This is a genomic window from Variovorax sp. 10N432, assembly GCF_056394465.1.
On record NZ_JBFTHX010000009.1, the window covers coordinates 77,402 to 103,085 of the forward strand.

A 25,684-nucleotide genomic window follows, 5' to 3' on the forward strand; every position below is an offset into this window, starting at 1 on the left:
GCTCAGTCCTTGACCGGCCCGCGCAAGCTCTTGATCTCCGAGCGCTGGCTCTTGCCCGCCAGCCGTCGCTGCTTCGAGCCGTAGCTCGGCTTGGTGGCGCGCCGCACGCGCGGCGCCACGGCGACGCCGTCGACCAGTTCCTGCAGCCGCGCCAGCGCATCGGCGCGGTTCATGTCCTGGCTGCGGTGCTTCTGCGCCTTCAGCACCAGCACGCCTTCCTGCGTGATGCGGCTGTCGCGCAGGGCCAGCAGCCGTTCCTTGACGTCTTCAGGCAGCGAACTGGCGGGAATGTCGAAGCGCAGATGCACCGCGCTCGAGACCTTGTTGACGTTCTGGCCGCCAGCGCCCTGCGCGCGGATGGCGCTGAACTCGACTTCGAGCGGTTCGACGAGGACGGGCGGGCGCGGCGTGGACATCCGCTATTTTGACCGGCCCCGGGGTGTCAGTCGTCGCGCGACACCGGCCGCGCCTGCACGTCGGTGACCACACCCGGATCGCGCAGGCGCACCGGGGCATCGGCCGCCTGCCCCTGGGCCCGGGCGCCCGCGACGTCGGCCGCCGTCGGCTCGGCCGGCCGGCCCGCGGCGCGAAAACGGTCGAAGCCGCCGCGCGGGTCGAAGCGCATGACCCACGGCTGCACCGGCTTGCCGGTGAGCCGCGCCCAGGCGTAGCGCAGCCCCCAGACGGCCGCCAGCAGCAGCACGGCGACCGCCAGGCTGGCCGCGAAGACCAGGCCCAGCATGAACAAGACCAGACGGAGAAAGAAGTTCAGCATCGTGCTTAGGCTACCGCTCCGGCGCTGGGTTCCCGGTCATTGCTGAACGTGAACTGCCCCGGCGCCCGGATCGGATCGGTCCCGACGCTGATCGTGTCCTTGGGCCCGAAGCTGCCGTCGAGCAGCAGCTTCGACAACGGATTCTCGATCCGCTGCTGGATCGCCCGCTTCAGCGGCCGGGCACCGAACACCGGGTCGAAACCGACCTTTGCGATCTCGGCCAGCGCCGCCGGCGACACCTCCAGCCCCAGATCCATCTTGGCCAGGCGGTCCTTCAGCACCTTGAGCTGGATCGCCGCGATCGCCTCGATGTTCTTGGCGTCGAGCGCGTGGAACACCACGGTCTCGTCGATGCGGTTCAGGAACTCGGGCCTGAAGTAGTTCTTGAGCTCGTCCCAGACCGCTTCCTTGATCTCCTCGGTCGGCTTGCCGACCATCGACTGGATGATCGGCGAGCCGATGTTGCTGGTCATCACGATCACCGTGTTCTTGAAGTTCACGGTGCGGCCCTGGCCATCGGTCAGGCGGCCGTCGTCCAGCACCTGCAGCAGCACGTTGAAGACGTCCGGATGGGCCTTCTCGACCTCGTCGAGCAGGAGCACGCTGTAGGGCTTGCGGCGCACCGCCTCGGTCAGGTAGCCGCCTTCTTCGTAGCCCACGTAGCCCGGTGGCGCGCCGATCAGGCGGGCGACCGAATGCTTCTCCATGAACTCGCTCATGTCGACGCGAATCAGGTGGTCTTCACTGTCGAACAGGAAGCCGGCGAGTGCCTTGCACAGCTCGGTCTTGCCCACGCCCGTGGGGCCGAGGAACAGGAACGAGCCGGTCGGGCGGTTCGGGTCCGACAGGCCCGAGCGCGAACGGCGGATCGCGTTGGCGACCGCACCGATGGCCTCGTCCTGGCCGACCACGCGCTCATGCAGCTTGCCTTCCATCATGAGCAGCTTGTCGCGCTCGCCCTGCATCAGCTTGGACACCGGGATGCCGGTGGCGCGTGCGACCACCTCGGCGATCTCCTCGGCGCCGACCTGCGTGCGCAGCAACGTAGGCGCGCTCGACTTGCCCTTGCTGGCCTCGGTGTCCTGCGCTTCCTTGAGCCGCTTCTCGAGGCCCGGCAGCTTCCCGTACTGCAGCTCCGCGACCTTGTTGAAGTCGCCCTTGCTGGTGAATTCGGCGATCTGGAACTTGATCTTGTCGATCTCTTCGCGGATCTGCGCGCTGCCCTGGGCCTGGGCCTTCTCGGCCTGCCAGACCTCGTCGAGGTCGGCAATCTCCTTCTGCAGCTTCGCGATGTCGTCCTCGATCAGGCCGAAGCGCTTCTGCGAGGCCTCGTCTTTCTCGCGGCGCACGGCTTCGCGCTCGATCTGCAGCTGGATCAGGCGGCGGTCGAGCCGGTCCATGACCTCGGGCTTGGAGTCCATCTCGATCTTGATCTTGGCCGCCGCCTCGTCGATCAGGTCGATCGCCTTGTCGGGCAGGAAGCGGTCGGTGATGTAGCGGTCGGACAGCTCGGCCGCGGCGACGATCGCCGGGTCGGTGATGTCGACGCCGTGGTGGACTTCGTACTTTTCCTTCAGGCCGCGCAGGATCGCGACCGTGGCCTCGACGCTCGGCTCGCCCACGAGGATCTTCTGGAAGCGGCGCTCCAGCGCGGCGTCCTTCTCGATGTACTTGCGGTATTCGTCGAGCGTGGTGGCGCCGACGCAGTGCAGCTCGCCGCGCGCCAGGGCGGGCTTGAGCATGTTGCCGGCGTCCATCGCGCCTTCGGCCTTGCCGGCGCCGACCATGGTGTGCAGTTCGTCGATGAAGACGATGGTCTGGCCTTCGTCCTTGGCGAGCTCGTTGAGCACGGTCTTGAGCCGCTCCTCGAATTCGCCGCGGAACTTGGCACCGGCCAGCAGCGCCGCCATGTCGAGCGACAGCACGCGCTTGCCCTTGAGCGAATCGGGCACCTCGCCGGCGACGATGCGCTGGGCCAGGCCCTCGACGATCGCCGTCTTGCCGACACCCGGCTCGCCGATCAGCACCGGGTTGTTCTTGGTGCGGCGCTGCAGCACCTGGATCGCGCGGCGGATTTCCTCGTCGCGGCCGATCACGGGGTCGAGCTTGCCCAGGCGGGCGCGCTCGGTGAGGTCGAGGCAGTATTTCTTGAGGGCCTCGCGCTGGCCTTCGGCGTCGGCGCTGTTGACGCCCTGGCCGCCGCGCACCGCATCGATCGCGGCCTCGAGCGACTTGCGCGTCACGCCATTGCTGCGCGCGAGGTTGCCGATGTCGGCCTTGCTGTCGGCCAGCGCGAGCAGGAACAGTTCGCTGGCAATGAACTGGTCGTTGCGCTTGATCGATTCCTTCTCGGTCGCCTGCAGCAGCTTGCCGAGTTCGGGGCCGACCTGCACCTGGTCATGGCCCTCGACCTTCGGCAGCTTCTTGATCGCCGCCTCGGCGGCCTGCAGCAGGCCCGGCACATTGGCGCCGGCGCGCTCGAGCAGCGCACGCGGGCCGTCGTCCTGGCGCAGCATCGCGACCAGCAAGTGGGCCGGTTCGATATAAGCGTTGTCGTTGCCCAGCGCGAGCGACTGCGAGTCGGCGAGGGCTTCCTGGAACTTGGTGGTGAGTTTGTCTTGTCGCATGGCTTGATTCCTGCATTCAAAATAGGGCCGTTCCGTGGCGAGTTCAAGACCGTCCGGACTTTTTTCTACCCGCAATCATTGGAGTCGATAGATGCTGAAGTCAACATGGAGTGGCGCCACGCGCCTCATGCGCGGCCTTTTCGCGGCTGGCCTGCTGGCCGCTGGAGGCGTGGCGCTGGCCCAGCCGGCCGGCACGCCGATCCGGCTGCTGGTCGGCTTTCCGGCCGGCGGCGGCACTGACGTGATCGCCCGCACGCTGGCCGAGAAGCTCAAGGACGAATTGGGCACCTCCGTGGTGGTCGACAACCGCGCCGGCGCCGGCGGCCAGATCGCCGCCCAGGCGCTGAAGGCCGCGCCGGCCGACGGCCACACGCTGTTCCTCTCGCACGACCATTCGATCTCGATCCTGCCGCTGGTGGTGAAGAACCCGGGCTTCGATGCGGCGCGCGATTTCGTGCCGGTGGCCGGCTTCGCGACCTTCGCCAATGCGCTCGCGGTGTCGGGCGGCACGCCCGCCAAGTCGGTCAACGACTACGTGGCCTGGGTCAGGAAGGAGCGCGGCGGCAAGGACACGATCGGCGTTCCGGCGCCGGCCTCGATCCCCGAGTTCCTGGTCAAGCTGATCGGCGCCAAGTACAAGATCGACGTCCAGGCTGCACCCTACCGCGGCAGCGCACCGATGCTGGCCGACATGCTCGGCAACCAGATCTCGGCCGGCATCGGCTCGGTTCCCGACTTCATCGAGAACCAGAAGGCCGGCAAGATCCGCGTCGTCGCCGTGATCGGCGACAAGCGCCAAGCCGTGCTGCCGCAGGTGCCGACTTTCGCCGAACTGGGCCTGGCGGGCCTGGAAGACCTGCCCTACTACGGCATCTTCGCGCCGGTCGGCACGCCGCAGCCCGTGATCGACCGCTTCGGTATCGCGCTGGCCAAGGTGCTCAAGATGCCGGATGTGCGCGAGCGTCTGACTGCGATGGGCCTCACGGTCGAATTCATGCCGCAGGGCCAGTTCGCCGGCCGCGTGCGCAGCTACACCCAGACCTGGGCGCAGATCATCAAGAACAGCGGCTTCCAGCCCCAGTGAGGCTCAGGCGGCATTGCCGGAGGCGATGCCCCAGCGGGCCACGGCCTCGTCGTCCGTCGCGCGCGCATCGACCCAGCGGGCGCCCTCGGGCGTCTCTTCCTTCTTCCAGAACGGCGCCTGGGTCTTCAGGTAGTCCATCAGGAACTCGCAGGCCAGGAAGCTCTGGCCGCGGTGCGCCGAGGTCACGGCGACCATCATGATCTGGTCCTGCGGCTGCAGCAGGCCGACGCGGTGGATCACGCGGGCGCCGAGGATGTCGAAGCGCTTGCGGGCCTCGTCGATCATGGCCTCGATCGCCTTCTCGGTCATGCCCGGGTAGTGCTCGAGTTCCATCGAGGCCACGGCGCTGCCGTCGTTGCGGTCGCGCACCGTGCCGATGAAGCAGCACACTGCGCCGACCCCGGCGTCGCCGGCACGCAACGCGGCGACCTCCTGCTGCAGGTCGAAGTCCTCTGTCTGGATCGAAACACGGGCGGTGCTCACTGGCCAAACTCCTGCTCGACATCCAGACATCTGGGGGTTGGAACCGGATGTCTCATGCGCGGATTGTGGCACCGCGCCGCCAGCCCGCGAGCGCGAAAAACACGTCGGCGGGCTAGTCGAAGCTCACTTGGTTGGCGATCAGCACGTCGTTGACGACCTGAGTGCCAAGCACGGTGACGTTGACGCCGTTCGACAGGCCGGCTGACGTTCCGTTCATGAACACCACACCGGGCGAACTCGCGTCGACCAACTGTCCGCGCACGCGGAAACGGGCGGCAGACGTGTAGTTGCCTACCGAACCGATCAATGTGTAGGAAGGCAAGGAACCCGCGCCGGGAATGTGCCTGATCTTGAGTTGCGTTGCGATGAGCACCCCGTTCACGAGCGTTCCGCTCACCTCCACCTTGACCCCGTTGCCGATCGTGGAAGCGCGGCCGCCGGTGACGGTGGCCGCGGACGCGTCGACGGTAGAACCCAGGACCTGGAACGCGCCGAGCGTGGCGAAGTTGGTGATCAGGCCCTCGAGCTGTACCTGTGTACCCGTCGTCTTGGGGACCTGGTACCAGCTCTCCAGCTGGGTCGCGATGAGCAGGCCGCCCGACGGCTGGGCCGCGGCGCGAACCCGCACGATGGCGCCGTTCGCCAAGGTGGTCGCATCCACGCCGCCGGCGAAGCCGGCATTGCCGTACGCGACGGTGAGACCGCCCAGCACCAAGGTGCGGCCGAGCGGATCCAATTGCTGCACAGCGCCAGTGACGACCGGCGCCGCATTGGCTGCCGTGCGCTCGACACGCGTGGCGCGCAGGACGCCAGGGTCCGCCGGCAGACCCCAGACCTGCACCGGCGTGCCAACCACCAGGTCGGCCAGCCCCGTCACGTTGCCCCACACCGTGGCGTCGTCGAGCGTGACCCTGGCGCCCATGACCTTGAAGCTTCCGCCGACCAGGTCGACCGATTCGACCGGACCCCGCAGTTCCAGCGCGGACGTCACCTGGCGGGCCACGCCATTGACCTTCGAAGCGTCGATCGTGCCCGTGACCTCGACGGACATACCGATCTGGAGCGACCCGGCATCCGGAAGGTTCACGGTCGCAGTGTCGACGTTGTAGCGAACGCTGTTCACGATGATGCTGCCCATGCCGTCGACGGAACCGACGCTGGTCGCATCCGCGGTGCTGACGCCCGTTCCGCCCGACCCCACGCCGGAGGTGTCGCCGCTCGAGGCCGTACTCGTACCGGCGATACCGCCCGCGGCGGTCGATGTGCCTCCCGTCGCGTCGCCGCCCGCATCGCCGGCCGGCGCGCTGGCGGCGGCGCCGGCCGCCGCAGCGGCCGTCGCCCCGGCCGGGATGCCGCTGATCGCCGACACGCCGCTGCTGCCGCCTCCACCACAGGAAAGGAGCAGCAAGGTCAGAAGGAGCCAGAGGCTCGCGAGCCACGGTCTGGAATTCACGATTGGCTAACCCTGGCGCCAGCGTCTGCGGCGGCGTCTTCGTAGTAGGTGTAGATGCCGACGCGGATGCGGCCTGAACCCGCATCGCCCGCCGCGCCGACTGCGCGAAACATTTCGTGGGTCAGTTCATGATGCAACGCGCTCCAGCGCTGGCGCACGAGCATGTGGATGTCTTCGCAATCCTGCATCGTCAGGCCATTCGCATACACGGAGCGCTCAAGCAGGGAAGGCTGTTGCCCAAGTATGTTGGCGACGCCGGCGGACAAATGATCACGCGAATTGTCGCCAAAAAACGCAAGCATGGATTGGAGGTCCTGCGCAGGAACGAAGGCTTCGGCTGCGAGCTCGACATATCCACCCTCCTCCTTCGCCATACCCAACCGCACCAGTTCGTCCAGGATGGCGCGATGGTGCAGATCGCCACGGCTTGCCCGTCTCGCTAGATTTTCGAATGATGGCGCCTGGTCGCGACCGGTGATCGGCAAACGCCGGAGAGCAGCGTCGCCTGCGAAACCCTGCAGCCAGAGCGTGAACGTCTTCGCAGCGGTGGATGCCTCGGTACCGGGTAGCACGCCGTTCGTCTCCCGCACCTTGGCGGTGACTGCCTTGCGATTGAGCCCCGTCGACACTGACAGCTGGCTGATGTTCGGCTCCCTGACGCCCTGGCTGCGCCATAGGCGACGCGCCTCGTCCAGGAAGAGATCTCGCAAGAGTTCCTCCAGGTGAGAGTGCTTCAACCCCACTGCCAACGCCAGCTTGACCACCGGCCGCATGACGCGCGCGCACGCGGCCCGGGTCCAGGCAAGTCGGTTATCCATGGCGATGTGGCATGTCTGCTCGCCGAGTGCTGTCGTGCGACCTTACGTGTAACTAATGGTCACAGATTAGACCATGAAATCCCGCCCCACCAGCGCCGGAACGCTCTCACCGGAGGGTCTCGCTGAACAGCTTTTCATTTGGGGCTTTGCCCCCAATCCGTGATGAAAGTCCGCTTGTCAGACAGGTCCTACGACCATATGTGATAAGTTCCCATTTACAATTGTTCGCATTCAGACACATGTCGCGGTCCAACGTGAGGCGGGCGAAACGGAGAGAGCATGCGCAGGCGAAATGGATTCACGTTGATCGAGGTGCTCATCACGGTGGCGATGGTCGCCATCCTGGCCGCCATCGCGTTGCCGTCCTATACGAAATACATCATCCGTTCCAAGCGTTCGGCGGCGCAGTCGCAGATGATGGACATCGCCAACCGCCAGCAGCAATTCCTGCTGGCCAATCGCAGCTACGCCGATGCGGCCACGCTGGCAAACAGTGGCTACGCGCTGCCTGCGGATGTCAGCGCGAACTATGGCTACGGCATCACGCTGTCGACCACCGCCGTGCCGGGCTTCACGCTGACGTTCACGCCCACCGGCGCTCAGGCCAGCGACGGCACGCTCACTCTCACCAGCGAAGGCGTGAAGTCGCCGGCCGACAAATGGTGACCGGCCTCCCCCATGTCCCGCCTCGTCGCGCACAGCGTGGCGCGACCCTCATCGAGGTGCTGGTCACGCTGCTGATTGTCGCCTTCGGCCTCTTCGGCCTGGTGGGGCTGCATGCACGGATGCAGACCACCGAGATGGAGGCCTACCAGCGTTCGCAGGCGCTGACCTTGCTCGACGACATGGCCAGCCGTATCACCACCAATCGGCGTGCGGCCCTGAGCTACGTCACGGGCAGCCCGCTGGGCGCAGGCGCAGCCTGCCCGAGCGCCACCGGGACCCGACAGCAGATCGACGCGGCCGAATGGTGCAACGCGCTGCTGGGCGCGGGTGAAACCTCGGGCACCAGCAAGGTCGGCGCCGTGATCGGCGGGCGCGGCTGCGTCGAGAGCCTGGGCAACGACGAGTACCTGGTCACCGTGGCCTGGCAAGGCCTCGTGCCCCTCGCGGCACCTTCGGCCGGCGTCGCCTGCGGAAAGAACCAGTACGACGACGCGAACACCCGTTGCAAGAACGACCTGTGCCGCCGCACCGTCACCACGCTGGTACGCATCGGAAAGCTCTCGTGATGCGCGGCAGCCATACCCTTGTCATCCGCTCGCACGCACGGTCGCGCCGCGTCCAGCGCGGCTTGACGCTGATCGAATTGATGGTGTCGATCACCATCACGTTGATCGTCGTGGCCGCGCTGATAGCGCTGTTCCTCAACGTGAGCAACGCGCAGCGTGAGATGGCCAAGATCAACCAGCAAATCGAAAGCGGCCGCGTCAGCATGTTCGTGCTGGAAAACGAAATCGCGCATGCCGGCTTCTGGGAAAACTACATGCCCCAGTTCGATGACCTGACCCTGACCACCATCCCGGCCAACGTGCCGACCGGCGCACCGCCCGATCCCTGCCTGGCCTACACGCCCGCAAACTGGACTCCCGGCTACATGCGCAGCCTGCTCGACGTGGCGGTGCAGGTCTACGATGCGGTGCCCGCCGGTTGCGCCGCGGTGCTGAAGAACAAGAAGGCCAACACCGACGTGCTGGTGGTGCGCCATGCCGAGACTTGCCTGCCGTCGCCCACCTGCGGTGTCGACACCCCGGGCGCGCTGTATTTCCAGTCGTCGACCTGCGGCACGCAAAAGCCTTCCGACTTCGATCTTTCGACGGCAGGCTTCGCCACGATGCTGGCGCGAAACTGCACCACGCCGTCGCCCAAGCGCAAGTTCGTCTCCGACATCTACTACGTGCGCGACTACGCCGACACCGTGGGCGACGGCATTCCGACACTCGCGCGCTCGCGCTTCGACCTCTCAGGCGGCGCTCTGGGACAGCAGCCGCCCGTGGCGCTGATCGAAGGAATCGAAGGCTTTCGCGTCGAACTGGGACTGGACACCCTGAGTTCCACCGGCGCGGCGGTCGACTACACCAAGGCCACCAGTTGGGCCGACGCCAGCAACAGGAGCACGCCGACCGACCGCGGCGACGGCAGCCCCGACGGCGCATTCGTGCACTGCAGCGCTGCTGCGCCTTGCACGGCCGATCAGCTCATCAACGCAGTGGCCGTCAAAATCTACGTGCTGGCGCGCAGCATCGAGCAAACACCCAGCCATACCGATTCGCGCAGCTATACCCTCGGCGGCGCGACGCTGGGCCCCTTCAACGACCACTACAAGCGGCACGCCTTCTCCAGCAGCGTCCGCCTGAACAACGTCGCTGGCCGGAGAGACACACCGTGAGGCGAGTGGTCCGAGCAGCCCGCATCCGGGGTCAGCGCGGCGCAGCGCTGATCGTCGGATTGATCATGCTGGTGCTGATCACGCTCACGGTGGTCGCCGCCTTCTCGCTCACCAACGCCAACCTCAAGGCGGTGGGCAACGTCCAGGTGCGCAACGAGGCAGTCGCCGCTGGCAACCGCGCGATCGAGGAGGTGATGACCTCGCTGCTGCCGCCCGCCGCCGATGGCACGCCCTCGCTCGTGACGCCGGTCGCCACAGTGAGCAACGTGGACATCAACAACGACGGCAACACCGACTACACGGTGCAGGTGGCAGCCCCCACGTGCGTGCGCGCGATCCAGGTGTCCGGCTCCGGCGGCAGCGCAAGCGGTCCCGGCGGCATCAGCGGGGGCGGCTCCTCCAGCGGCTCGGGCCTGTCCGGCGTGCCCAACGCCTACAACTCGGTCTGGGACATCAGCACCTCCATCGCCGACCTCGCCACAGGCGTGAACACCGCCGTGCGCGCCGGCGTGCGCGTGCTGCTCAACCAGGCGCAGTACGACGCCTTCTGCCACTAGCACTTCACACACCACCGCAGCTTCGCACCATGAAAAAAAATCTCATCAAGGCAATTTGCGCTTCGGTGCTGCTGCTGCTGCAGATGGGTCCGGCGCAGGCCGACGACATCGACCTCTTCACCGGCTTCAACCAGTCCACGACGGATATTCCGAACGTGCTGTTCGTCCTCGACAACACAGCCAATTGGAACCAGCCCTTCACGGCGGAGATGGCCGCGCTGCAGACCGCCTTCAACAGTCTGCCGGCCAACAAGTTCCGCGTCGGAGTGATGATGTTCACGGAGACGGGAAAGGGTGACAGCAATTCCGACGGCGCCTACCTGCGCGCCGCCATCCGGACCCTGGACGGTACGTCGCAACCCAAGTACAGCGCCCTGATCAAGAGCCTCGACGTGACGAACGACAAGTCCAACGGCGGCAAGGCCGGGAAGACCATGGTCGAGGTCTACCGCTATCTCACCGGTGGTGCCCCCTACGCGGGCAACAACAAGGCAAAGACGGACTTCAAGACCAACACGGGTGTCAGCACGGCGTCCGACGCCCTCTACGCGCTGGCCGGCAATGCGCTGGGTTCGAAAGCCGGCTCGCCCTACCTGGCGCCCACATCGGCCGGGTGTGCCGGGACCTTCATCATCTACCTGAGCAACGGCCCGGTGCAGGACAACACGAGCGACACCAAGGCGGCCACCAGCGAACTCAAGGCGGCCGGCGCTGGCTTCACGCCCAAGTTGCCCCTGACCGACTGGACCACGCCGATCGTGCTCAGCCCCAGCGGCTCACAGGACAACGTGGCCGACGAATGGGCGCGCTTTTTGTTCCAGAGCATGGGCGTGAAGACCTTCACCCTCGACGTCCTTCCCGGCACGACCGGCCAAGGCCCGGGCTGGTCCGCGATGCTGCAGAGCATGGCCACCGTGAGCCAGGGCACCTACTTCAATCTCACCAACAGTGCCACGCTGGAAAAGGACCTGACCGATGCGTTCGGCGACATCTTCAGCCGCATCCAGTCGGTCAACAGCGCCTTCGCCTCGGTGAGCCTGCCGATGAGCGTGAACACGCAAGGGACCTACCTGAACCAGATCTTCATCGGCATGTTCCGGCCTGACGCCGCAGCCCAGCCGCGCTGGAACGGCAACATCAAGCAATACAAGCTGGGACTGGATGCCGGCAACAACCTGATCCTGCAGGATGCGGCCGACAAGAACGCCGTCAATTCGCAGACCGGTTTCATCACCCCCTGCGCGCGCAGCTTCTGGACCTCTTCGGCGGCGGACAGCTATTGGGCCCAAACACCCTCGGGTGACTGCCTCAACGCCGAAAGCTCCAACAGCCCGGACGGCAACGTCGTGGAAAAAGGCGCGCAAGGCTACCTGCTTCGCAACATGCCGGTGGCCAGTCGCAATCTGCTGACCTGCTCGAGCAGCGGCTGCACCGCCCTGGCCAACTTCGACGACGCGAACACCGCGATCACCCAGACCCTGCTCGGCGTGGCGTCGACCACGGCCCGCACCAACCTGATCAATTGGGCGCGCGGCCTGAACAACAGCACCGTGACCGGCGACGCCGACAAGCTGCTGACCAATGTGGCGGCCACCGCCATGCGGCCCTCGGTGCATGGCGACGTCGTGCATTCACGGCCGGTGGCGCTCAACTACGGCACCGATGCTTCGCCCCAGGTGGTGGTGTTCTACGGCGGCAATGACGGCGTGCTGCGTGCCGTCAACGGCAACCGCACTGCGGCCATCAACGGCAATGCCGCCGGCAGCGAGCTGTGGTCCTTCATGCCGCCGGAGTTCTATGGCAGCCTGGGTCGCCTGTACGGCAACAGCCCCCAGATCAGCTACCCCGGCCTGGTGACCGTCGCGAGTGCCCCCGCCCCGCAACCCAAGGCCTATGGCATGGACGGCCCCGTGGCGGGCTACCAAAGCCCGGGCGGCAATTCGATCTGGGTCTACGCCGGCATGCGGCGCGGCGGCCGCTCGATCTATGCCTTCGACGCCTCGAACATGACCAAGCCGACGCTCAAGTGGCGCCTGGGCTGCCCGAATGCATCCGACGACACGGGCTGCAGCACGGGCGCGTCCGGTATCGGCCAGACCTGGTCGGTTCCCAAGGTGCTGACCGCGCCGAACTACGGCGGCGGCACCAGCCCCCTGCTGCTGGTCGGCGGCGGCTACGACAAATGCGAGGACGCCGACCCCAGCAGCTGCACCGGCACCAGCAAGGGCAATCAGATCTACGTGGTCGATGCGGACACCGGCAGCATACTCAAGACGTTCTCAACGAGCCGCGGGGTGACCGGCGAGATCACGGTGCTGAACGACAGCACTGGCAAGGCCAAGATCGCCTATGCGGCCGACCTGGGCGGCAACGTCTACCGCATCGACGGCATGGCCACCTCGGCGCCCGGTGCATGGACCCTCACCCGGGTGGCCTCGCTGGGCTGCGACACTGTGACGACCTGCAGCCCCAGCCGCAAGTTCATGTTCAGCCCCGACGTCGTCGAGGACAGCAGCGGCGCGAACGTGCTGCTGATCGGCTCCGGCGACCGCGAGAAGCCGCTGCGCAGCTACACGGGCGCACTCAGTGTGGTCAATCATTTCTACATGCTGGTGGACAAGCCGTCGGACAGCACCTGGCTGAGCAACGAGAGCGCCAATTGCGGCGTCGGCAACGGGTTCATGTGCCAGGCGTCGCTTCTCGCGATCAATGGCACCACCAACCCCGACCCGGCGGCGCTGGCCAGCAAGAAGGGCTGGTACTTGGCGCTGGCGGCAGGCGAGCAGGTCGTGACCTCGTCCGTCACGGCCTACGGCACGACGACCTTCAGCACCCATATTCCGAGCGACCCGAACCATATCCAGTCGTGCAAGGCCGACCTTGGCACGGCCAACGTCTACAACCTCGCCTACGCCAATGCGGAAGGCACCGGTACCGGACGCTTCCAGAACGTGGTGGGCGGCGGCCTGTCGCCCTCGCCCGTGGTGCACCGGGTCTTGCTGGACGACGGCAGCCAGCGCGACGTGGTGGTCGGCGGCAGCCCGGTTTCGCCCCTGGCCCCGACCGGCGCCGTGCCTCAGGCAGGCTTCAAGCAGCCGAAGGGCCGGGTCTACTGGTTCATCCAGCGATAGGGTGAATACGATGGCCGTGCTGCGCCTTTCCAAGCATCGGATGTCGTGCCCGCGTGTGCGAGGTCGGGGCTTCACGCTGATCGAACTGCTCGTCACCATCACGGTGCTGGCGGTCCTGGCTGCGGTCGCGGTGCCCGCCTTCGACGGTGTGACTCTGAGCACCCGGCTGAGCTCCTATTCCAACTCGCTGGTCGCGGCCAGCCAGCTCGCGCGCAGCGAAGCGATCAAGCGCAACGCATCGGTCACCCTGTGCGCCTCGGCCGACGGCCTCACCTGCGCCACCAACGGCCAATGGGAAGCGGGCTGGATCGTGCTCAGCGGCACGACCGTGCTGCGCCAGCAGCCGGCGGCCGTGAACGGCTATCACATCCGCGAGGCCGGTGGCGCGTCCGCCCTGAACTACGAGGCCACGGGCCTGGGCGCCACCCAGGCCAGCATCACGGCCTGCCGCGCCAGCCCGACGCTGGGCGGCCAGGGACGCCTGGTCAAGATCAGCGCGACGGGACGAACCTCGATCACGACGACGACTCCCGCGGCTTGCGCCTGAGGCCACTGCCTCGACTTGGAGGCGTGCCGGATCGAGGCGCTGCGATACACTCGCGCGATGCCTTCCAGCGCCCTCCAACGCCTGCCCGCTTCTCGCGAAGCAACGGCCAGCGTGCGCCTGCAAGGCAAAGCCAAAAAACCCGAGCTCGTCTGACCGGAGCACAGGTTCCGTCGTCGGATGAGCGACGGAACTGCAAGGCCTCGGGCCGAAGTGGGTGGCGTGCGCGCATTCGACGGTGGTTTCCTCCATCGGTCGATTCCTGAAAGGACCACTGCGTGCAAGACGCTCATCACTCCCCTTCCCCCGACTTCTCGGGTCTCTGGATCCCGCTCGTGACCCCGTTCCGGGACCACGCGGTCGACCATGCCGCGCTCGCCGCGCTGGCCGAAAAGCTGGCCGCCACCGGCATCGCCGGCTTCGTGGTCTGCGGCTCGACCGGCGAGGCCGCCGCGCTCGACGAGGACGAGCAGATGGCGGTGCTGGCGACGGTCGCCGCGGCCGCCCCCTCGCTGCCCCGCGTCATGGGCCTGTCGGGCTACCACCTCGGCAAGACGCTGGCCTGGGTCCGGAAGCTGTCTGGCTGCGGCCTGGCCGGCCTGCTGGTGCCGGCGCCGAGCTACATCCGCCCTTCGCAAGCCGGCCTGGAAGAGTGGTTCGGGGCCATCGCCGACGCCAGCGCGGTCCCGCTGCTGGTCTACGACATTCCGTACCGCACCGGCGTCGCGATCGAGCGTGAGACCCTGCTGGCGCTGGCGGCCCACCCGCGGATCCGCGGCATCAAGGACTGCGGCGGCGACATGGCCAAGACCCGGGCCCTGATCGCCGACGGCCGCCTGCAGGTGCTGGCCGGCGAGGACGCGCAACTCTTCGCCACGGTGGCCGAAGGCGGTGCCGGCGCGATCGCCGCCAGTGCGCATCTGCAGACCGAGCGCTTCGTGAAGGTGCTGCGCCTGCTGGACGAGGGGCGGCTGGCCGAGGCACGGGCCGAATGGCAGCCGCTGCTGCCCCTGATCGAAGCCATGTTCTCCGATGCCAACCCGGGTCCGCTGAAGGCGGCGCTCGCCGCCCGGGGCTTGATGCAGGACGAGCTGCGCCCGCCGATGACCCGCGTTCCGCCCGAGCGGCGCCAGCGCCTGCTCGACACGCTGCAGGGGCTCAGCCGCCCGTGACCGGCGGGAAGAAAGCGACCTCGCTGCCCTCGCGCAGCGCTGCGCTCTCGCTGCTCATGATCTGGTCGAGCGCCATGCGCACGGCCCGGCCCCGGGCCAGCGCGCTGGCATGTGGTTCGCCACGCGCGATCAGTTCGTCGCGCAGGGCGCCGAGGTCGGCCGCGCGGGTGTCGACGGTCTCGCTGCCGGTTCCCAGCGCCTCGCGCACCGAAGCAAAGTAACGGACCTTGACTTGCATGGTCAGCCGAGCAGCGAGGCGAAGGGAATGAACTGCACCGTGTCGCCGGCCTTGAAGGGCTGGCCCGCCGGCGTGTCGATCACGCCGTCGCCCCAGACCATGGAGGTCAGCACGCCGGAGCTCTGGTTGCCGAACACGTCGAGCCCGCCCGCCGCATTGCGCCGGGCGCGCAGGAACTCGCGCCGCCGGTCGGCCCTCGGCCAGTCGAAATCGGCACGCACCGCGATCGGCTCGGGCGCCACGCGCGTCGCGCCCTGCAGGGTCAGCAGGAAGGGCCGCACCAGCAGCAGGAAAGTCAGGAAGCTCGAGACCGGATTGCCGGGCAGCCCCGTCAGGTGCGTGTCGCCGATGCGGCCATAGGCGAAGGGCTTGCCCGGCTTCATCGACAGCGACCAGAGATCGAGCTGGCCGAGATGCTGCACCGCGGCCTTGATATGGTCTTCCTCGCCGACCGAGACGCCGCCGGTGGTGATGATCAGGTCGTTGCCGAGCGATGCGGCGGCCAGCGCCTCGATGGTCGTCTCGCGCCGGTCCGGCACGATGCCCAGGTCGTTGACCTCGCACCCGAGCCGCACCAGCAGGGCCCGCATGAAGAATCGGTTCGAGTTGTAGATCGAGCCCGGCTTCATCGCCTCGGGCGCCACCTCGCCCGGCATCACGAGCTCGTCGCCGGTCGACAGCAAGGCCACGCGCGGGCGCCTCGACACCTGCAGCCGGTCGAGCCCGACGCTGGCCGCCAGGCCGAGTCCGGCCGGCGTCAGCCGCTCGCCGCGGGCAAGGACCACGTCGCCCGCCGCGACGTCTTCGCCGGCGCGGCGGATCCACTGGCCGGCAGCCGGCGCGAGCTCGATGCGCACGCGGCCCAGGCCGCCCTCCTCGGCCAGCGCAGCCGTGTCTTCCTGCATCACGACGGCATCGGCGCCCTCGGGGATCTGGGCGCCGGTGAAGATGCGCGCCGCGGTGCCGGCGGCGAGCGGCGTGCCGACACTGCCGGCCGGAATCCGCTGCGCCACCCGCAGCACGGTGCCCGCAGTCGCGCAATCGGCGCTGCGCACCGCGTAGCCGTCCATCGAGCTGTTGTCGCGCGGCGGCACGGTCAGGCCCGACACCACGTCCTGCGCCAGCACCCGGCCGTCGGCCTCGAAGGTCGACACGCTCTCGCTGCCCAGGCGGGGCGTGGCGGCGGCGAGCAATCGCGCCAGCGCCTCATCGAGCGGCATCAGGGGGGGACGGTTCGAAGCGCTAGCCATGGTGGTCTACCTTGTAGTCGAAACGCTCGGCATGCCGCAGCAGCCAGTCGCCGATGCCATCGACGTCGTCGAGGTCAAAGATCGGCAGCTCGGTGGGCCGGGGCAGGCGCGCGGGATCGTCGGTCGCGATGCCGACGACGAAGGCGTCCTCGAGGTAGCGTGCCGGGCGCGGCGCCTCACCCTCGGCGGGCGCGCGAAAGACCTCGATCTTGAACAGGTCGCTGTGCTTGAAGCCCTCGACCAGCACCCAGTCGACCCCGTGGTCGAGTTCCGCGATGAGCGCGTGCACGCCGAGCTCGGTCGGGCGCTCGAACTCGCGCATCAGCGCCAGCCGCTTGTCGGAGGCCACCACGACCTCGAAGGCACCGGCCTCGCGATGGCGGAAGGTGTCCTTGCCCGGATGGTCGATGTCGAACTTGTGGTGCGCATGCTTGACCACCGACACGCGCTGGCCCAGCAGCCTGAGCACCGGGATCAAGCGCTCGACCAGCGTGGTCTTGCCGGCGCCGGAGTAGCCGGCGAAGCCGATGACTTTCATGCGCCGTCGGCCCGCTCAGTCGTCGCAGTGCTGGGCAATGTAGGCTTTCACGGCCTCGGCATCGGCCGGCAGCTTGACGACCCGCTTGGGCAGCGCCTCGATGCCATCGAAGCGCGCCGGCCGCTCCGGCTCGTGGCCCAGCGCCTCGACGATGGTCTCGGCGAACTTGATCGGCAGCGCGGTCTCGAGCACGATCATCGGCACGCCCGCGACCAAGTGCTCGCGCGCAGCCTTGAGGCCGTCGGCGGTATGGGTGTCGATCAGTGTCGCGAAGCGCTTGTCGGTATCGCGAATGGTGGCCAGGCGGTCAGCATGGGTGCTGCGGCTGCTGGCGAAACCGAAGCGCTTCGCCGCCTCGGCGAAGACCGGGTCGCCGCTCAGGTCGAATCGGCCGGCGCGGCCCAGTTCGCCTTCGAAGAGTGCACGTGTCTTGGCGCCGTCGCGGCCCACCAGGTCGAACACGAAGCGCTCGAAGTTGCTGGCCTTGGAGATGTCCATCGAGGGGCTCGAGGTCTCGTGGGTGTCGGCGGCCGCGCGCACGCGGTAGACGCCGGTGCGGAAGAACTCGTCGAGCACGTCGTTCTCGTTGGTCGCCACCACCAGCGTGCGGATCGGCAGGCCCATCATGCGGGCCACGTGGCCCGCGCAGACATTGCCGAAGTTGCCCGAAGGCACGGTGAAGCTGACCTGCTTGTCGTTCGAAGCCGTGGCCTGGAAGTAGCCGGCGAAGTAATACACGACCTGGGCCAGCAGCCGCGCCCAGTTGATCGAATTGACCGTGCCGATCTTGTACTTGCGCTTGAAGCCCAGGTCGTTCGACACCGCCTTGACGATGTCCTGGCAGTCGTCGAACACGCCGCTGATGGCGATGTTGTGGATGTTCGCGTCCTGCAGGCTGAACATCTGGGCCTGCTGGAACGGGCTCATGCGGCCGTCGGGCGAGGTCATGAAGACCCGCACGCCCTTCTTGCCGCGCATCGCGTACTCGGCCGCGCTGCCGGTGTCGCCGCTGGTGGCGCCGAGGATGTTGAGCTGCTCGCCGCGGCGGTTCAGTTCGTACTCGAACAGGTTGCCGAGCAGCTGCATCGCCATGTCCTTGAAGGCCAGGGTCGGGCCGTTCGACAGGGCTTCGAGGTAGACGCCGTCCTCGAGTTCGCGCAGCGGCACGATCTCGTCGCTGCCGAACACTTCGGCGGTGTAGGTCCTGGCGCAGAGTGCCTTCAGGTCGGCGGCCGGGATGTCATCGACGTAAAGCGAGAGCACCTCGAAAGCCAGTTCGGCGTAGCTCAGGCCGCGCCATTTCTCGAGCGTCGCCGCATCGACCTTCGGATACTGCTCGGGCAGGTAGAGGCCGCCGTCGGGCGCCAGGCCCTCGAGCAGGATGTCGCAGAAGCGGCGGCGGTCCGGGTGACCGCGCGTGGACAGGTAGCGCATCAGGAGAGCTCTTCCTTGCGGATGCGCACGATCGGCGCCAGCACGGTCGGCAGTGCCTGCAGCTGCGCCATGGCGTCGTCGAGCGTGCCCTCGCGGGTGTCGTGCGTGAGGATGATGAGGTCGGTCTGGGTCGAGCCTTCGCCGCCCACTTCGTCGGCTTCGCGCTGCAGCACGGCGTCGATGCTGATGCCCGCGCTGGCCAGCAGGCCCGTGACCTTGGCCAGCACGCCGGCTTCGTCGGCCACGCGCAGGCGCAGGTAGTAGCTGGTCACGACCTCGGCCATCGGCACGATCTTCAGGTCGCTCATCGCGTCCGGATGGAAAGCCAGGTGCGGCACGCGGTGCGCGGCGTCGGCCGTGTGCAGGCGCGCGATGTCGACCAGGTCGGCGATCACCGCGCTGGCGGTCGGCTCGCTGCCCGCGCCCTTGCCGTAATAGAGCGTGGTGCCGACGGCGTCGCCGTGAACCACCACCGCATTCATCGCGCCCTCGACGTTGGCCAGCAGGCGCTTCGACGGCACCAGCGCCGGATGCACGCGCAGCTCGACGCCCTGCGCCACGCGGCGGGTCACGCCCAGCAGCTTGATGCGGTAGCCCAGCTGCTCGGCGTACTTGATGTCCTGCGCCGCGAGCTTGGTGATGCCCTCGACGTGCGCACGGTCGAACTGCACCGGGATGCCGAACGCGATCGCGCTCATCAGCGTGACCTTGTGCGCCGCATCGACGCCTTCGATGTCGAAGGTCGGGTCAGCCTCGGCGTAGCCCAGGCGCTGCGCCTCCTTGAGCACGGTCGCGAAATCGAGCCCCTTGTCGCGCATCTCGGACAGGATGAAGTTGGTGGTGCCGTTGATGATGCCGGCGATCCACTGGATCGAATTGGCCGTCAGCCCTTCGCGCAGCGCCTTGATGATCGGGATGCCGCCCGCCACCGCCGCCTCGAAGGCCACCATCACGCCCTTGGCATGGGCGGCCGCGAAGATCTCGGTGCCGTGCACCGCGAGCAGCGCCTTGTTGGCCGTGACCACGTGCTTGCCGGCGGCGATCGCCTCGAGCACCAGCTGCCTGGCGATGCCGTAGCCGCCGATCAGCTCGACCACGATGTCGATCTCGGGGTTGGCGATCACGGCGCGCGCGTCGGCGACCACCTGCACGCCCTCGCCGACCACCGCCTTCGCGCGCGCCGTGTCGAGGTCGGCGACCATCGTGATCTCGATGCCGCGGCCGGCGCGGCGCTTGATTTCTTCCTGATTGCGGCGTAGCACCTGGAAGGTGCCGCTACCGACGGTGCCGATGCCGAGCAGGCCAACTTGGATGGGTTTCATTCGATGTGTCTTCTGGAGCAATGGGGGGACTCAGGCCGCAACCCGGTTTCGATAGCGTTCGAGGAAGCCGGCGATGCGGTTGACCGCCTCGCGCAGATCCTCTTCGTGCGGCAGGAACACGATCCTGAAATGGTCGGGCGTGGCCCAGTTGAAGCCCGTGCCCTGCACCAGCATCACCTTGGTCTCCTTCAGCAGATCGAGGAAGAACTGCCGGTCGTCCTCGATCGGGTAGACCTTCGGATCGAGCTTGGGAAACATGTAGAGCGCCGCGCTGGGCTTGACGCAGCTCACACCCGGAATCGCGGTGATCAGGTCGTAGGCTAGGTCGCGCTGGCGGCGCAGGCGCCCGCCCGGGGCGACCAGGTCGTTGATGCTCTGGTAGCCGCCGAGCGCGGTCTGGATCGCCCACTGGCCCGGCACGTTGGCGCACAGCCGCATGTTCGAGAGCATGTTGAGGCCCTCGATGTAGTCTCGCGCCATCTTCTTGTCGCCCGACACCACCAGCCAGCCGGCGCGGTAGCCGCAGGAGCGATAGCTCTTGGACAGCGAGTTGAAGGTCAGCGTCAGGACGTCCTTCGACAAGCTGGCGATCGCCGTGTGCCGGACGCCGTCGTACAGGACCTTGTCGTAAACCTCGTCGGCGAAGATCACCAGGCCGTGCTCGCGGGCGATCGCGACGATGCCCTTGAGCAGGTCGTCCGAGTAGAGCGCGCCGGTGGGGTTGTTCGGGTTGATCACCACGATGCCGCGGGTGCGCGGCGTGATCTTGGCGCGGATGTCGTCGAGGCTCGGCATCCAGCCGTTGTCCTCGTCGCACACGTAATGCACCGGGCGGCCGCCCGACAGGCTCGCGACCGCGGTCCACAGCGGATAGTCGGGGGCCGGCAGCAGCAATTCGTCGCCGTCGTTGAGCAGCGCGTTGGTGGCCATCGCGATCAGCTCGCTGGCGCCGTTGCCGAGGTAGATGTCGTCGAGCGTGACACCGGCGATGCCCTGCTTCTGGGTCTCGTGCATCACCGCCTTGCGCGCCGCGAAGATGCCCTTGCTGTCCGAGTAGCCGGCCGAGGCCGGCAGGTTGCGGATCATGTCCTGCTGCACCTCCTCGGGCGCATCGAAGCCGAACACGGCCAGATTGCCGATGTTGAGCTTGATGATCTTCTGGCCCTCTTCCTCCATCTGCTTCGCGGCGTCCATGATCGGGCCGCGGATGTCGTAGAGCACATTGGCCAGCTTGGCCGATTTCTTGAGCGGTTTCAAAGTCCCTCCAAGGGGGTCTGCGCAGGGGAAAACCTATAATTTGACCACATTTCAACCCCCTCTCCGATGAAGCTCCAGCCTGACAAATCCGACGTCCAGACCCTCACTGCGCACGGCCCGGGCTGGGTCGCGATCAACAATGAACGGGTCGAATCCAGCGTCGTGGTCGGCTCCCGCGGGGAGCGCTTCGAGTGGGACGCCAGCGACTTCGGCCAGCTCGGCGCCGAGCATTTCGCCCAACTGGCCTCGCTGGGCGCCGAACTGATCATCTTCGGCAGCGGCAAGCGCATCCGCTTCCCGCAGCCGGCCTGGCTGCAGCCCCTGATGGCGCAGCGCACCGGCGTCGAAACCATGGACACGGCCGCGGCCTGCCGCACCTACAACATCCTCGCGAGCGAGGGGCGCCATGTGCTCGCTGCGCTGTTGATCGAGAAGCCCTGAGGGGCAATTGGAGTCGCCCTGAGGGCAATTGGAGTCATTTCGGGGTAAAATCGCGGGTTGCGAACCGGCAGCCAGCCTAGTAGCCAGCCCAGTAGCTAGCCCAGTAAAGCAACGACCAATCCTCCATGATCCCGACCGGGTCGGACATGGAATCAAACGGAGAAAACAAGTTTCATGGCGATCGTTGTCAACAAACCCATTCCCGAATTCGACGCCAATGCGACAGGCGGCCTGAAGGTCTCGAACACCTCTCACCTCGGCCATGTACTGGTCATGTACTTCTACCCCAAGGACAATACCCCGGGTTGCACGACCGAGGCGATGCAATTCCGCGATCGCTACAAGGACTTCGAGAAGGCGGGCGCCACCGTGTTCGGCGTCTCGCGCGACAACATGAAGTCGCACGACGAATTCAAGGCGAAGCTCGAACTCCCCTTCGAGCTGATCGCCGATACCGAAGAAAAGATGTGCCACATGTTCGGTGTGGTCAAGAACAAGATCATGTACGGCAAGAAGGTCAAGGGCATCGAGCRCAGCACCTTCCTGATCGGCGCCGACGGCATCCTGAAGGCCGAATGGCGGGGCCTCAAGGTCCCGGGCCACGTCGACGACGTCCTGAAGGCAGTCAAGGCGCTCAAGAAATCCGCCTGAAACCCGAATTCGTGTGGTTTTTCGCGCTCGCGTTGGCGAAGCGCAACGATCAAAGGCTGCGTCACGTGCGATGTGCATAATGGCTTCATGCCGTTGAGCTCCACGACCGCATCCACCGAAAAAAGCCGCCCTGGTCTTCAGGCGGCTTTTTCGCTTTCTGGCCCCTTTACTTTTGCGAGCRACACCCCCCATGCCCTTGCCTCCCGCCCCCACGAAACGCGCCGCACTGCTTTCGCCGGACGCCCACGACGCGCCCGCCCGTTCCTCGCACGGACGCAGCGGCCGCCGCTCGGCCGACCGCAGGACTGAGCAAAGCGACTCGAACGGGCCCCAGCCGCTCGAATTGTTCGATCGCCACGCGGCCGAGGCTGGCGCCGCGATCGAGCCGCCGCCGCTGCCCCGGGCCAAGGCGCCGCCGCGTCCGGTGCAGGAGCCGGCCGTGCAGGTCGAGACCCGCGTCCGCGCGCCCGCCCCGGCACCGCAGGTCGCCCAGCGTCCCAAGCGCAGCAAGTCCAACGGTCCGGCGAAGCTCTTCGTGCTGGACACCAACGTGCTGCTGCACGACCCGATGTGCCTGTTCCGCTTCGAGGAGCACGACATCTTTCTGCCGATGATCGTGCTGGAAGAGCTCGACGGCCACAAGAAAGGCACCACCGAAGTCGCGCGCAACGGCCGCCAGACCAGCCGCACGCTCGACGCGCTGGCCGGCGCGCAGGGTGCCGACATCGGCAAGGGGCTGAAACTCGACACCACCGGCCACCGCGAGGCCGGCGGCAAGCTGTTCTTCCAGACCGCGCCGCTCGACTACACGCTGCCGACCAGCCTGCCGCAGGGCAAGGCCGACAACCAGATCCTGGGCGTGGTGCAGGCGCTGCGCGACCTCTACGCCGAGGACGCGCCCAGCCGGCCGAAGCAGGAAGTGGTGCTGGTGTCGAAGGACATCAACATGCGCGTCAAGGCACGCGCCCTCGGGCTGGCCGCCGACGACTACCAGAACGACAAGACCCTCGAGGACGGCGACCTGCTCTACGCCGGCTCGCTGGCCCTGCCGGCCGACTTCTGGACCCGCCAAAGCAAGACGGTCGAAAGCTGGCAGAGCGGCAGCAGCACCTTCTACCGCATCAGCGGCCCGATCGTGCCGAACCTCTACATCAACCAGTTCGTGTATTTCGAGGCGCCCGGCGAGCCGAGCATGTATGCGCGCGTGACCGAGATCCGCGACAAGACCGCGGTGCTCAAGACCTTGAAGGACTACGGCTCGGTCAAGAACGCGGTGTGGGGCGTGAACACCCGCAACCGCGAGCAGAACTTCGCGATGAACCTGCTGATGGACCCGGACGTCGACTTCGTCACGCTGACCGGCACCGCCGGCACCGGCAAGACCCTGATGGCGCTGGCCTCGGGCCTGACGCAGGTGCTCGACGACCGCCGCTACACCGAGATCATCATGACCCGCGCGACCGTCAGCGTCGGCGAGGACATCGGCTTCCTGCCCGGCACCGAGGAAGAAAAGATGGGCCCCTGGATGGGCGCGCTCGACGACAACCTCGAGTTCCTGGCCAAGGGCGACGGCGGCGGCGCCGGCGAATGGGGCCGGGCGGCCACCAACGAGCTGATCCGCAGCCGCATCAAGATCAAGAGCATGAACTTCATGCGCGGGCGTACCTTCCTGAACAAGTACGTGATCATCGACGAGGCGCAGAACCTGACGCCCAAGCAGATGAAGACGCTGGTGACGCGGGCCGGCCCGGGCACCAAGATCATCTGCATGGGCAACCTGGCCCAGATCGATACGCCCTACCTCACCGAGGGCTCTTCCGGCCTGACCTTCGCGGTCGACAAGTTCAAGGGCTGGCCGCACAGCGGGCACATCACGCTGGCGCGCGGCGAACGCTCCAGGCTCGCCGACTTCGCCAGCGAAGTCCTGTAGCTCGCCCCCAGGTTGCCCGGCACTTCGTGTCCGGGCGCCCACCCCCTGCCGAGGGCAACACCAGCGGCCTGGCAAAGCCAGTTCCGCGGTGTTTCCCGAACGGGCCTCGCTGCGCGCGGCCGCCCTTCTCTTCACCCTGCTGAAGTCTGCTGACACTACGTTGTCAGCAGGCGGCGCGCAGCATGAGGCCTTCAATCACTGACTGAGGAGAGCTCCATGACTGCCACCACCATCAACTGGTTCGAAATCCCCGTTGCCGACCTGGATCGCGCCCAGGCCTTCTACGAGAAGGTGCTCGGCCGCGCGCTCAAGCGCGAGGACATGGGCGGCGCGGCGATGGCGATCTTCGCCTACGAAGAACCGGCCACCGGCGGCTGCCTGGTGGCCGGCGGGCCGCGCGCCGCCGCCACGGGCGGCGGCGTTCGGATCTATCTCGACTGCATGCCGAGCATCGACGCCGCGCTGTCGCGCGTGGCGCCGGCGGGCGGGCAGGTCGTGACGCCGAAGACGGCGCTGCCCGGCGACATGGGCTCCTTCGCGGTGCTGCGCGACACCGAAGGCAACGAAGTCGGGCTGCACGCCCTGGCCTGACGCCATGACCGCCCCCACCCGGCACAGGAACTGGATCGCCGTCGCCAGCGCGGAGCATGCGCGGCGCGGCCGCGACGATCCCGCGGGCGGCTTCATGCAGGTCGGCCACGGCAAGCTGGCGCCGCTCAAGCGCATCCGGGCCGGCGACCATGTCGCCTACTACGCGCCGACCACCACCCTGGGCCACGCCGACCGGCTGCAGAGCTTCGTGTCGATCGGCGTGGTCCACGGCGACCACCCCTACGAGGCCGACATGGGCAATGGCTTCGTTCCCTGGCGGCGCGACGTCCGCTACGCCTCGGCGGCCCGGGAAGCGCCGATCCTGCCGCTGATCGAGCAGTTCGATTTCGTCGACGACCCGAAGCACTGGGGCGGCAAGTTCCGCTTCGGCCTGTTCGAGGTCAACGACCACGATTTCGGACTGATCGCGGCCGCCATGCAGGCCGAGCTGCAAGGCCTCGGCCCTTGAAACCGATGATGGAGAAAACCATGCAATCCCAATCCCAATCTCAACCCCAACCCCAACGTCAACGTCTCGAACCCTTCCGCGTCGCGGGGCTGACCGCGCGCACCACCAACCGCGACGAGAGCGATCCGCAGGCCGCCCGCATCGGCACCCTTTGGGACCGCTTCTTCGGCGAGCGGGTCTACGAGAAGACGCCGTACCGCGTCGACGACATGCGGCTGTTCGGCGTCTACTCGGACTACGAGGCCGATGCCCATGGGGCCTTCGACATCACGACCGGCGTCGCCGTGGCGGACGGCCCCGCGAGCGTGCGGATCGAGGGCGGCGACTACCTGGTCTTCCACGGCCACGGCGAGATGCCGCAGATGGTGCTCGCGGTGTGGCAGGCGATCTGGCACTATTTCGATGCGCACCCCGAGATCAAGCGTCGCTACAAGACCGACTTCGAGGCCTATAGCGGCCCCGACCAGGTCGCCATCCACATCGGAATCCTGACGGAATGACATGAGCGAAGATTTCGCTACCCGAATCAT

26 protein-coding genes are annotated in these 25,684 nt (G+C 67.2%); 14 read left to right on the plus strand and 12 right to left on the minus strand.

Annotation, left to right across the window (positions count from 1 at the left end; all coding sequences use genetic code 11):
- Nucleotides 1-2: 2 nt before the first annotated feature.
- Genes arfB through clpB form a run of 3 tightly spaced genes read right to left on the minus strand, consistent with a single transcriptional unit; the run spans nt 3 to nt 3,402 of the window.
- Nucleotides 3-416 (minus strand): alternative ribosome rescue aminoacyl-tRNA hydrolase ArfB, encoded by a 414-nt coding sequence (gene arfB, locus AC1DF3_RS13030; protein WP_286532749.1) that lies wholly within the window; start codon nt 414-416, stop codon nt 3-5.
- Nucleotides 417-442: 26 nt separating this feature from the next.
- Nucleotides 443-775 carry a hypothetical protein gene (locus AC1DF3_RS13035; RefSeq protein ID WP_286532747.1) on the minus strand — a complete coding sequence of 111 codons (333 nt, stop codon included), beginning with the start codon at nt 773-775 and terminating at the stop codon, nt 443-445.
- A 5-nt stretch (nt 776-780) separates the two neighbouring features.
- Nucleotides 781-3,402 carry an ATP-dependent chaperone ClpB gene (gene clpB / locus AC1DF3_RS13040; RefSeq protein WP_478139848.1) on the minus strand — a complete coding sequence of 874 codons (2,622 nt, stop codon included), beginning with the start codon at nt 3,400-3,402 and terminating at the stop codon, nt 781-783.
- A gap of 91 nt (nt 3,403-3,493) precedes the next feature.
- Here clpB and AC1DF3_RS13045 point away from each other — a divergent pair, with 91 nt between their 5' ends.
- Nucleotides 3,494-4,486, plus strand: coding sequence for a Bug family tripartite tricarboxylate transporter substrate binding protein (locus AC1DF3_RS13045; protein WP_478139849.1), 993 nt, complete (start codon nt 3,494-3,496; stop codon nt 4,484-4,486).
- 3 nt (nt 4,487-4,489) lie between these two features.
- Here AC1DF3_RS13045 and AC1DF3_RS13050 read toward each other — a convergent pair whose 3' ends face one another.
- From AC1DF3_RS13050 to AC1DF3_RS13060, 3 genes are all read right to left on the minus strand, one after another.
- Nucleotides 4,490-4,969 carry a molybdenum cofactor biosynthesis protein MoaE gene (locus AC1DF3_RS13050; RefSeq protein ID WP_286532742.1) on the minus strand — a complete coding sequence of 160 codons (480 nt, stop codon included), beginning with the start codon at nt 4,967-4,969 and terminating at the stop codon, nt 4,490-4,492.
- Between the two features lie 112 nt (nt 4,970-5,081).
- Nucleotides 5,082-6,422: a DUF5666 domain-containing protein gene (locus AC1DF3_RS13055; protein WP_478139850.1), complete on the minus strand. Its 1,341-nt coding sequence runs from the start codon at nt 6,420-6,422 to the stop codon at nt 5,082-5,084.
- The gene (locus AC1DF3_RS13060) at nt 6,419-7,240 is read right to left on the minus strand and encodes a DUF6502 family protein (protein WP_286532740.1); all 822 of its coding nucleotides are present in this window, start codon (nt 7,238-7,240) and stop codon (nt 6,419-6,421) included. The genes AC1DF3_RS13055 and AC1DF3_RS13060 overlap by 4 nt, the downstream gene beginning before the upstream one ends.
- Before the next feature lie 279 nt (nt 7,241-7,519).
- Between AC1DF3_RS13060 and AC1DF3_RS13065 the strand changes: the two genes are divergently transcribed.
- From AC1DF3_RS13065 to dapA, 7 genes are all read left to right on the plus strand, one after another.
- Nucleotides 7,520-7,906 carry a type IV pilin protein gene (locus AC1DF3_RS13065; RefSeq protein ID WP_286532738.1) on the plus strand — a complete coding sequence of 129 codons (387 nt, stop codon included), beginning with the start codon at nt 7,520-7,522 and terminating at the stop codon, nt 7,904-7,906.
- On the plus strand, nt 7,900-8,472 hold the full coding sequence (locus AC1DF3_RS13070) for a prepilin-type N-terminal cleavage/methylation domain-containing protein (RefSeq protein WP_286532736.1): 573 nt from the start codon (nt 7,900-7,902) through the stop codon (nt 8,470-8,472). Before AC1DF3_RS13065 ends, AC1DF3_RS13070 begins: the two co-directional genes overlap by 7 nt.
- Nucleotides 8,472-9,629 carry a PilW family protein gene (locus AC1DF3_RS13075; protein WP_286532732.1) on the plus strand — a complete coding sequence of 386 codons (1,158 nt, stop codon included), beginning with the start codon at nt 8,472-8,474 and terminating at the stop codon, nt 9,627-9,629. Before AC1DF3_RS13070 ends, AC1DF3_RS13075 begins: the two co-directional genes overlap by 1 nt.
- Nucleotides 9,626-10,186, plus strand: coding sequence for a pilus assembly PilX family protein (locus AC1DF3_RS13080; RefSeq protein ID WP_286532729.1), 561 nt, complete (start codon nt 9,626-9,628; stop codon nt 10,184-10,186). Before AC1DF3_RS13075 ends, AC1DF3_RS13080 begins: the two co-directional genes overlap by 4 nt.
- A gap of 29 nt (nt 10,187-10,215) precedes the next feature.
- Entirely contained in the window at nt 10,216-13,317 is a 3,102-nt protein-coding gene (locus AC1DF3_RS13085; protein ID WP_286532725.1) for a pilus assembly protein, read from the plus strand.
- Nucleotides 13,318-13,357: 40 nt separating this feature from the next.
- Complete coding sequence (locus AC1DF3_RS13090) at nt 13,358-13,864, plus strand: GspH/FimT family pseudopilin (protein WP_478139851.1); 507 nt, start codon at nt 13,358-13,360, stop codon at nt 13,862-13,864.
- 275 nt (nt 13,865-14,139) lie between these two features.
- Complete coding sequence (gene dapA / locus AC1DF3_RS13095; protein WP_286532721.1) at nt 14,140-15,033, plus strand: 4-hydroxy-tetrahydrodipicolinate synthase; 894 nt, start codon at nt 14,140-14,142, stop codon at nt 15,031-15,033.
- On the opposite strand, the gene moaD is transcribed toward dapA, so the two are convergent.
- The 6 genes from moaD to AC1DF3_RS13125 are packed head-to-tail and all read right to left on the minus strand — an operon-like array spanning nt 15,020 to nt 21,072.
- The gene (moaD, locus tag AC1DF3_RS13100) at nt 15,020-15,271 is read right to left on the minus strand and encodes a molybdopterin converting factor subunit 1 (protein ID WP_286532719.1); all 252 of its coding nucleotides are present in this window, start codon (nt 15,269-15,271) and stop codon (nt 15,020-15,022) included. The genes dapA and moaD overlap by 14 nt on opposite strands.
- Nucleotides 15,272-15,273: 2 nt before the next feature.
- Nucleotides 15,274-16,521, minus strand: a complete 1,248-nt coding sequence (locus AC1DF3_RS13105; protein WP_286532717.1) for a molybdopterin molybdotransferase MoeA — start codon at nt 16,519-16,521, stop codon at nt 15,274-15,276.
- Nucleotides 16,514-17,059, minus strand: coding sequence for a molybdopterin-guanine dinucleotide biosynthesis protein B (mobB, locus tag AC1DF3_RS13110; RefSeq protein ID WP_286532716.1), 546 nt, complete (start codon nt 17,057-17,059; stop codon nt 16,514-16,516). Before mobB ends, AC1DF3_RS13105 begins: the two co-directional genes overlap by 8 nt.
- Nucleotides 17,060-17,074: 15 nt before the next feature.
- On the minus strand, nt 17,075-18,493 hold the full coding sequence (gene thrC, locus AC1DF3_RS13115; protein ID WP_478139852.1) for a threonine synthase: 1,419 nt from the start codon (nt 18,491-18,493) through the stop codon (nt 17,075-17,077).
- Entirely contained in the window at nt 18,493-19,815 is a 1,323-nt protein-coding gene (locus tag AC1DF3_RS13120; RefSeq protein WP_286532710.1) for a homoserine dehydrogenase, read from the minus strand. Before AC1DF3_RS13120 ends, thrC begins: the two co-directional genes overlap by 1 nt.
- Nucleotides 19,816-19,845: 30 nt before the next feature.
- A complete protein-coding gene (locus AC1DF3_RS13125) occupies nt 19,846-21,072 on the minus strand; it encodes a pyridoxal phosphate-dependent aminotransferase (RefSeq protein ID WP_286532708.1) in 1,227 nt (408 codons plus the stop codon).
- Between the two features lie 66 nt (nt 21,073-21,138).
- Between AC1DF3_RS13125 and AC1DF3_RS13130 the strand changes: the two genes are divergently transcribed.
- The 6 genes from AC1DF3_RS13130 (at nt 21,139) to AC1DF3_RS13155 (ending at nt 25,654) form a co-directional block, all read left to right on the plus strand.
- Nucleotides 21,139-21,513, plus strand: coding sequence for an Mth938-like domain-containing protein (locus tag AC1DF3_RS13130; protein ID WP_286524426.1), 375 nt, complete (start codon nt 21,139-21,141; stop codon nt 21,511-21,513).
- Nucleotides 21,514-21,687: 174 nt separating this feature from the next.
- Nucleotides 21,688-22,164: a peroxiredoxin gene (locus tag AC1DF3_RS13135; RefSeq protein ID WP_478139853.1), complete on the plus strand. Its 477-nt coding sequence runs from the start codon at nt 21,688-21,690 to the stop codon at nt 22,162-22,164.
- A 190-nt stretch (nt 22,165-22,354) separates the two neighbouring features.
- On the plus strand, nt 22,355-24,094 hold the full coding sequence (locus AC1DF3_RS13140; RefSeq protein ID WP_286532704.1) for a PhoH family protein: 1,740 nt from the start codon (nt 22,355-22,357) through the stop codon (nt 24,092-24,094).
- 216 nt (nt 24,095-24,310) lie between these two features.
- Nucleotides 24,311-24,685, plus strand: coding sequence for a VOC family protein (locus AC1DF3_RS13145; RefSeq protein WP_286532702.1), 375 nt, complete (start codon nt 24,311-24,313; stop codon nt 24,683-24,685).
- A 4-nt stretch (nt 24,686-24,689) separates the two neighbouring features.
- Nucleotides 24,690-25,154 (plus strand): EVE domain-containing protein, encoded by a 465-nt coding sequence (locus AC1DF3_RS13150; protein WP_286532701.1) that lies wholly within the window; start codon nt 24,690-24,692, stop codon nt 25,152-25,154.
- Between the two features lie 20 nt (nt 25,155-25,174).
- The gene (locus AC1DF3_RS13155) at nt 25,175-25,654 is read left to right on the plus strand and encodes a GyrI-like domain-containing protein (protein WP_478139854.1); all 480 of its coding nucleotides are present in this window, start codon (nt 25,175-25,177) and stop codon (nt 25,652-25,654) included.
- Nucleotides 25,655-25,684: the final 30 nt, after the last annotated feature.

Bases quoted from the DNA above. Each gene is read 5' to 3' on its own strand.
- arfB (WP_286532749.1), bottom strand. From the start codon at position 416: ATGTCCACGCCGCGCCCGCCCGTCCTCGTCGAACCGCTCGAAGTCGAG.
- AC1DF3_RS13035 (WP_286532747.1), bottom strand. From the start codon at position 775: ATGCTGAACTTCTTTCTCCGTCTGGTCTTGTTCATGCTGGGCCTGGTC.
- clpB (WP_478139848.1), bottom strand. From the start codon at position 3,402: ATGCGACAAGACAAACTCACCACCAAGTTCCAGGAAGCCCTCGCCGAC.
- AC1DF3_RS13045 (WP_478139849.1), top strand. From the start codon at position 3,494: ATGCTGAAGTCAACATGGAGTGGCGCCACGCGCCTCATGCGCGGCCTT.
- AC1DF3_RS13060 (WP_286532740.1), bottom strand. From the start codon at position 7,240: ATGGATAACCGACTTGCCTGGACCCGGGCCGCGTGCGCGCGCGTCATG.
- AC1DF3_RS13065 (WP_286532738.1), top strand. From the start codon at position 7,520: ATGCGCAGGCGAAATGGATTCACGTTGATCGAGGTGCTCATCACGGTG.
- AC1DF3_RS13070 (WP_286532736.1), top strand. From the start codon at position 7,900: ATGGTGACCGGCCTCCCCCATGTCCCGCCTCGTCGCGCACAGCGTGGC.
- AC1DF3_RS13075 (WP_286532732.1), top strand. From the start codon at position 8,472: ATGCGCGGCAGCCATACCCTTGTCATCCGCTCGCACGCACGGTCGCGC.
- AC1DF3_RS13085 (WP_286532725.1), top strand. From the start codon at position 10,216: ATGAAAAAAAATCTCATCAAGGCAATTTGCGCTTCGGTGCTGCTGCTG.
- AC1DF3_RS13090 (WP_478139851.1), top strand. From the start codon at position 13,358: ATGTCGTGCCCGCGTGTGCGAGGTCGGGGCTTCACGCTGATCGAACTG.
- moaD (WP_286532719.1), bottom strand. From the start codon at position 15,271: ATGCAAGTCAAGGTCCGTTACTTTGCTTCGGTGCGCGAGGCGCTGGGA.
- AC1DF3_RS13105 (WP_286532717.1), bottom strand. From the start codon at position 16,521: ATGGCTAGCGCTTCGAACCGTCCCCCCCTGATGCCGCTCGATGAGGCG.
- mobB (WP_286532716.1), bottom strand. From the start codon at position 17,059: ATGAAAGTCATCGGCTTCGCCGGCTACTCCGGCGCCGGCAAGACCACG.
- thrC (WP_478139852.1), bottom strand. From the start codon at position 18,493: ATGCGCTACCTGTCCACGCGCGGTCACCCGGACCGCCGCCGCTTCTGC.
- AC1DF3_RS13120 (WP_286532710.1), bottom strand. From the start codon at position 19,815: ATGAAACCCATCCAAGTTGGCCTGCTCGGCATCGGCACCGTCGGTAGC.
- AC1DF3_RS13130 (WP_286524426.1), top strand. From the start codon at position 21,139: ATGAAGCTCCAGCCTGACAAATCCGACGTCCAGACCCTCACTGCGCAC.
- AC1DF3_RS13140 (WP_286532704.1), top strand. From the start codon at position 22,355: ATGCCCTTGCCTCCCGCCCCCACGAAACGCGCCGCACTGCTTTCGCCG.
- AC1DF3_RS13145 (WP_286532702.1), top strand. From the start codon at position 24,311: ATGACTGCCACCACCATCAACTGGTTCGAAATCCCCGTTGCCGACCTG.
- AC1DF3_RS13150 (WP_286532701.1), top strand. From the start codon at position 24,690: ATGACCGCCCCCACCCGGCACAGGAACTGGATCGCCGTCGCCAGCGCG.
- AC1DF3_RS13155 (WP_478139854.1), top strand. From the start codon at position 25,175: ATGCAATCCCAATCCCAATCTCAACCCCAACCCCAACGTCAACGTCTC.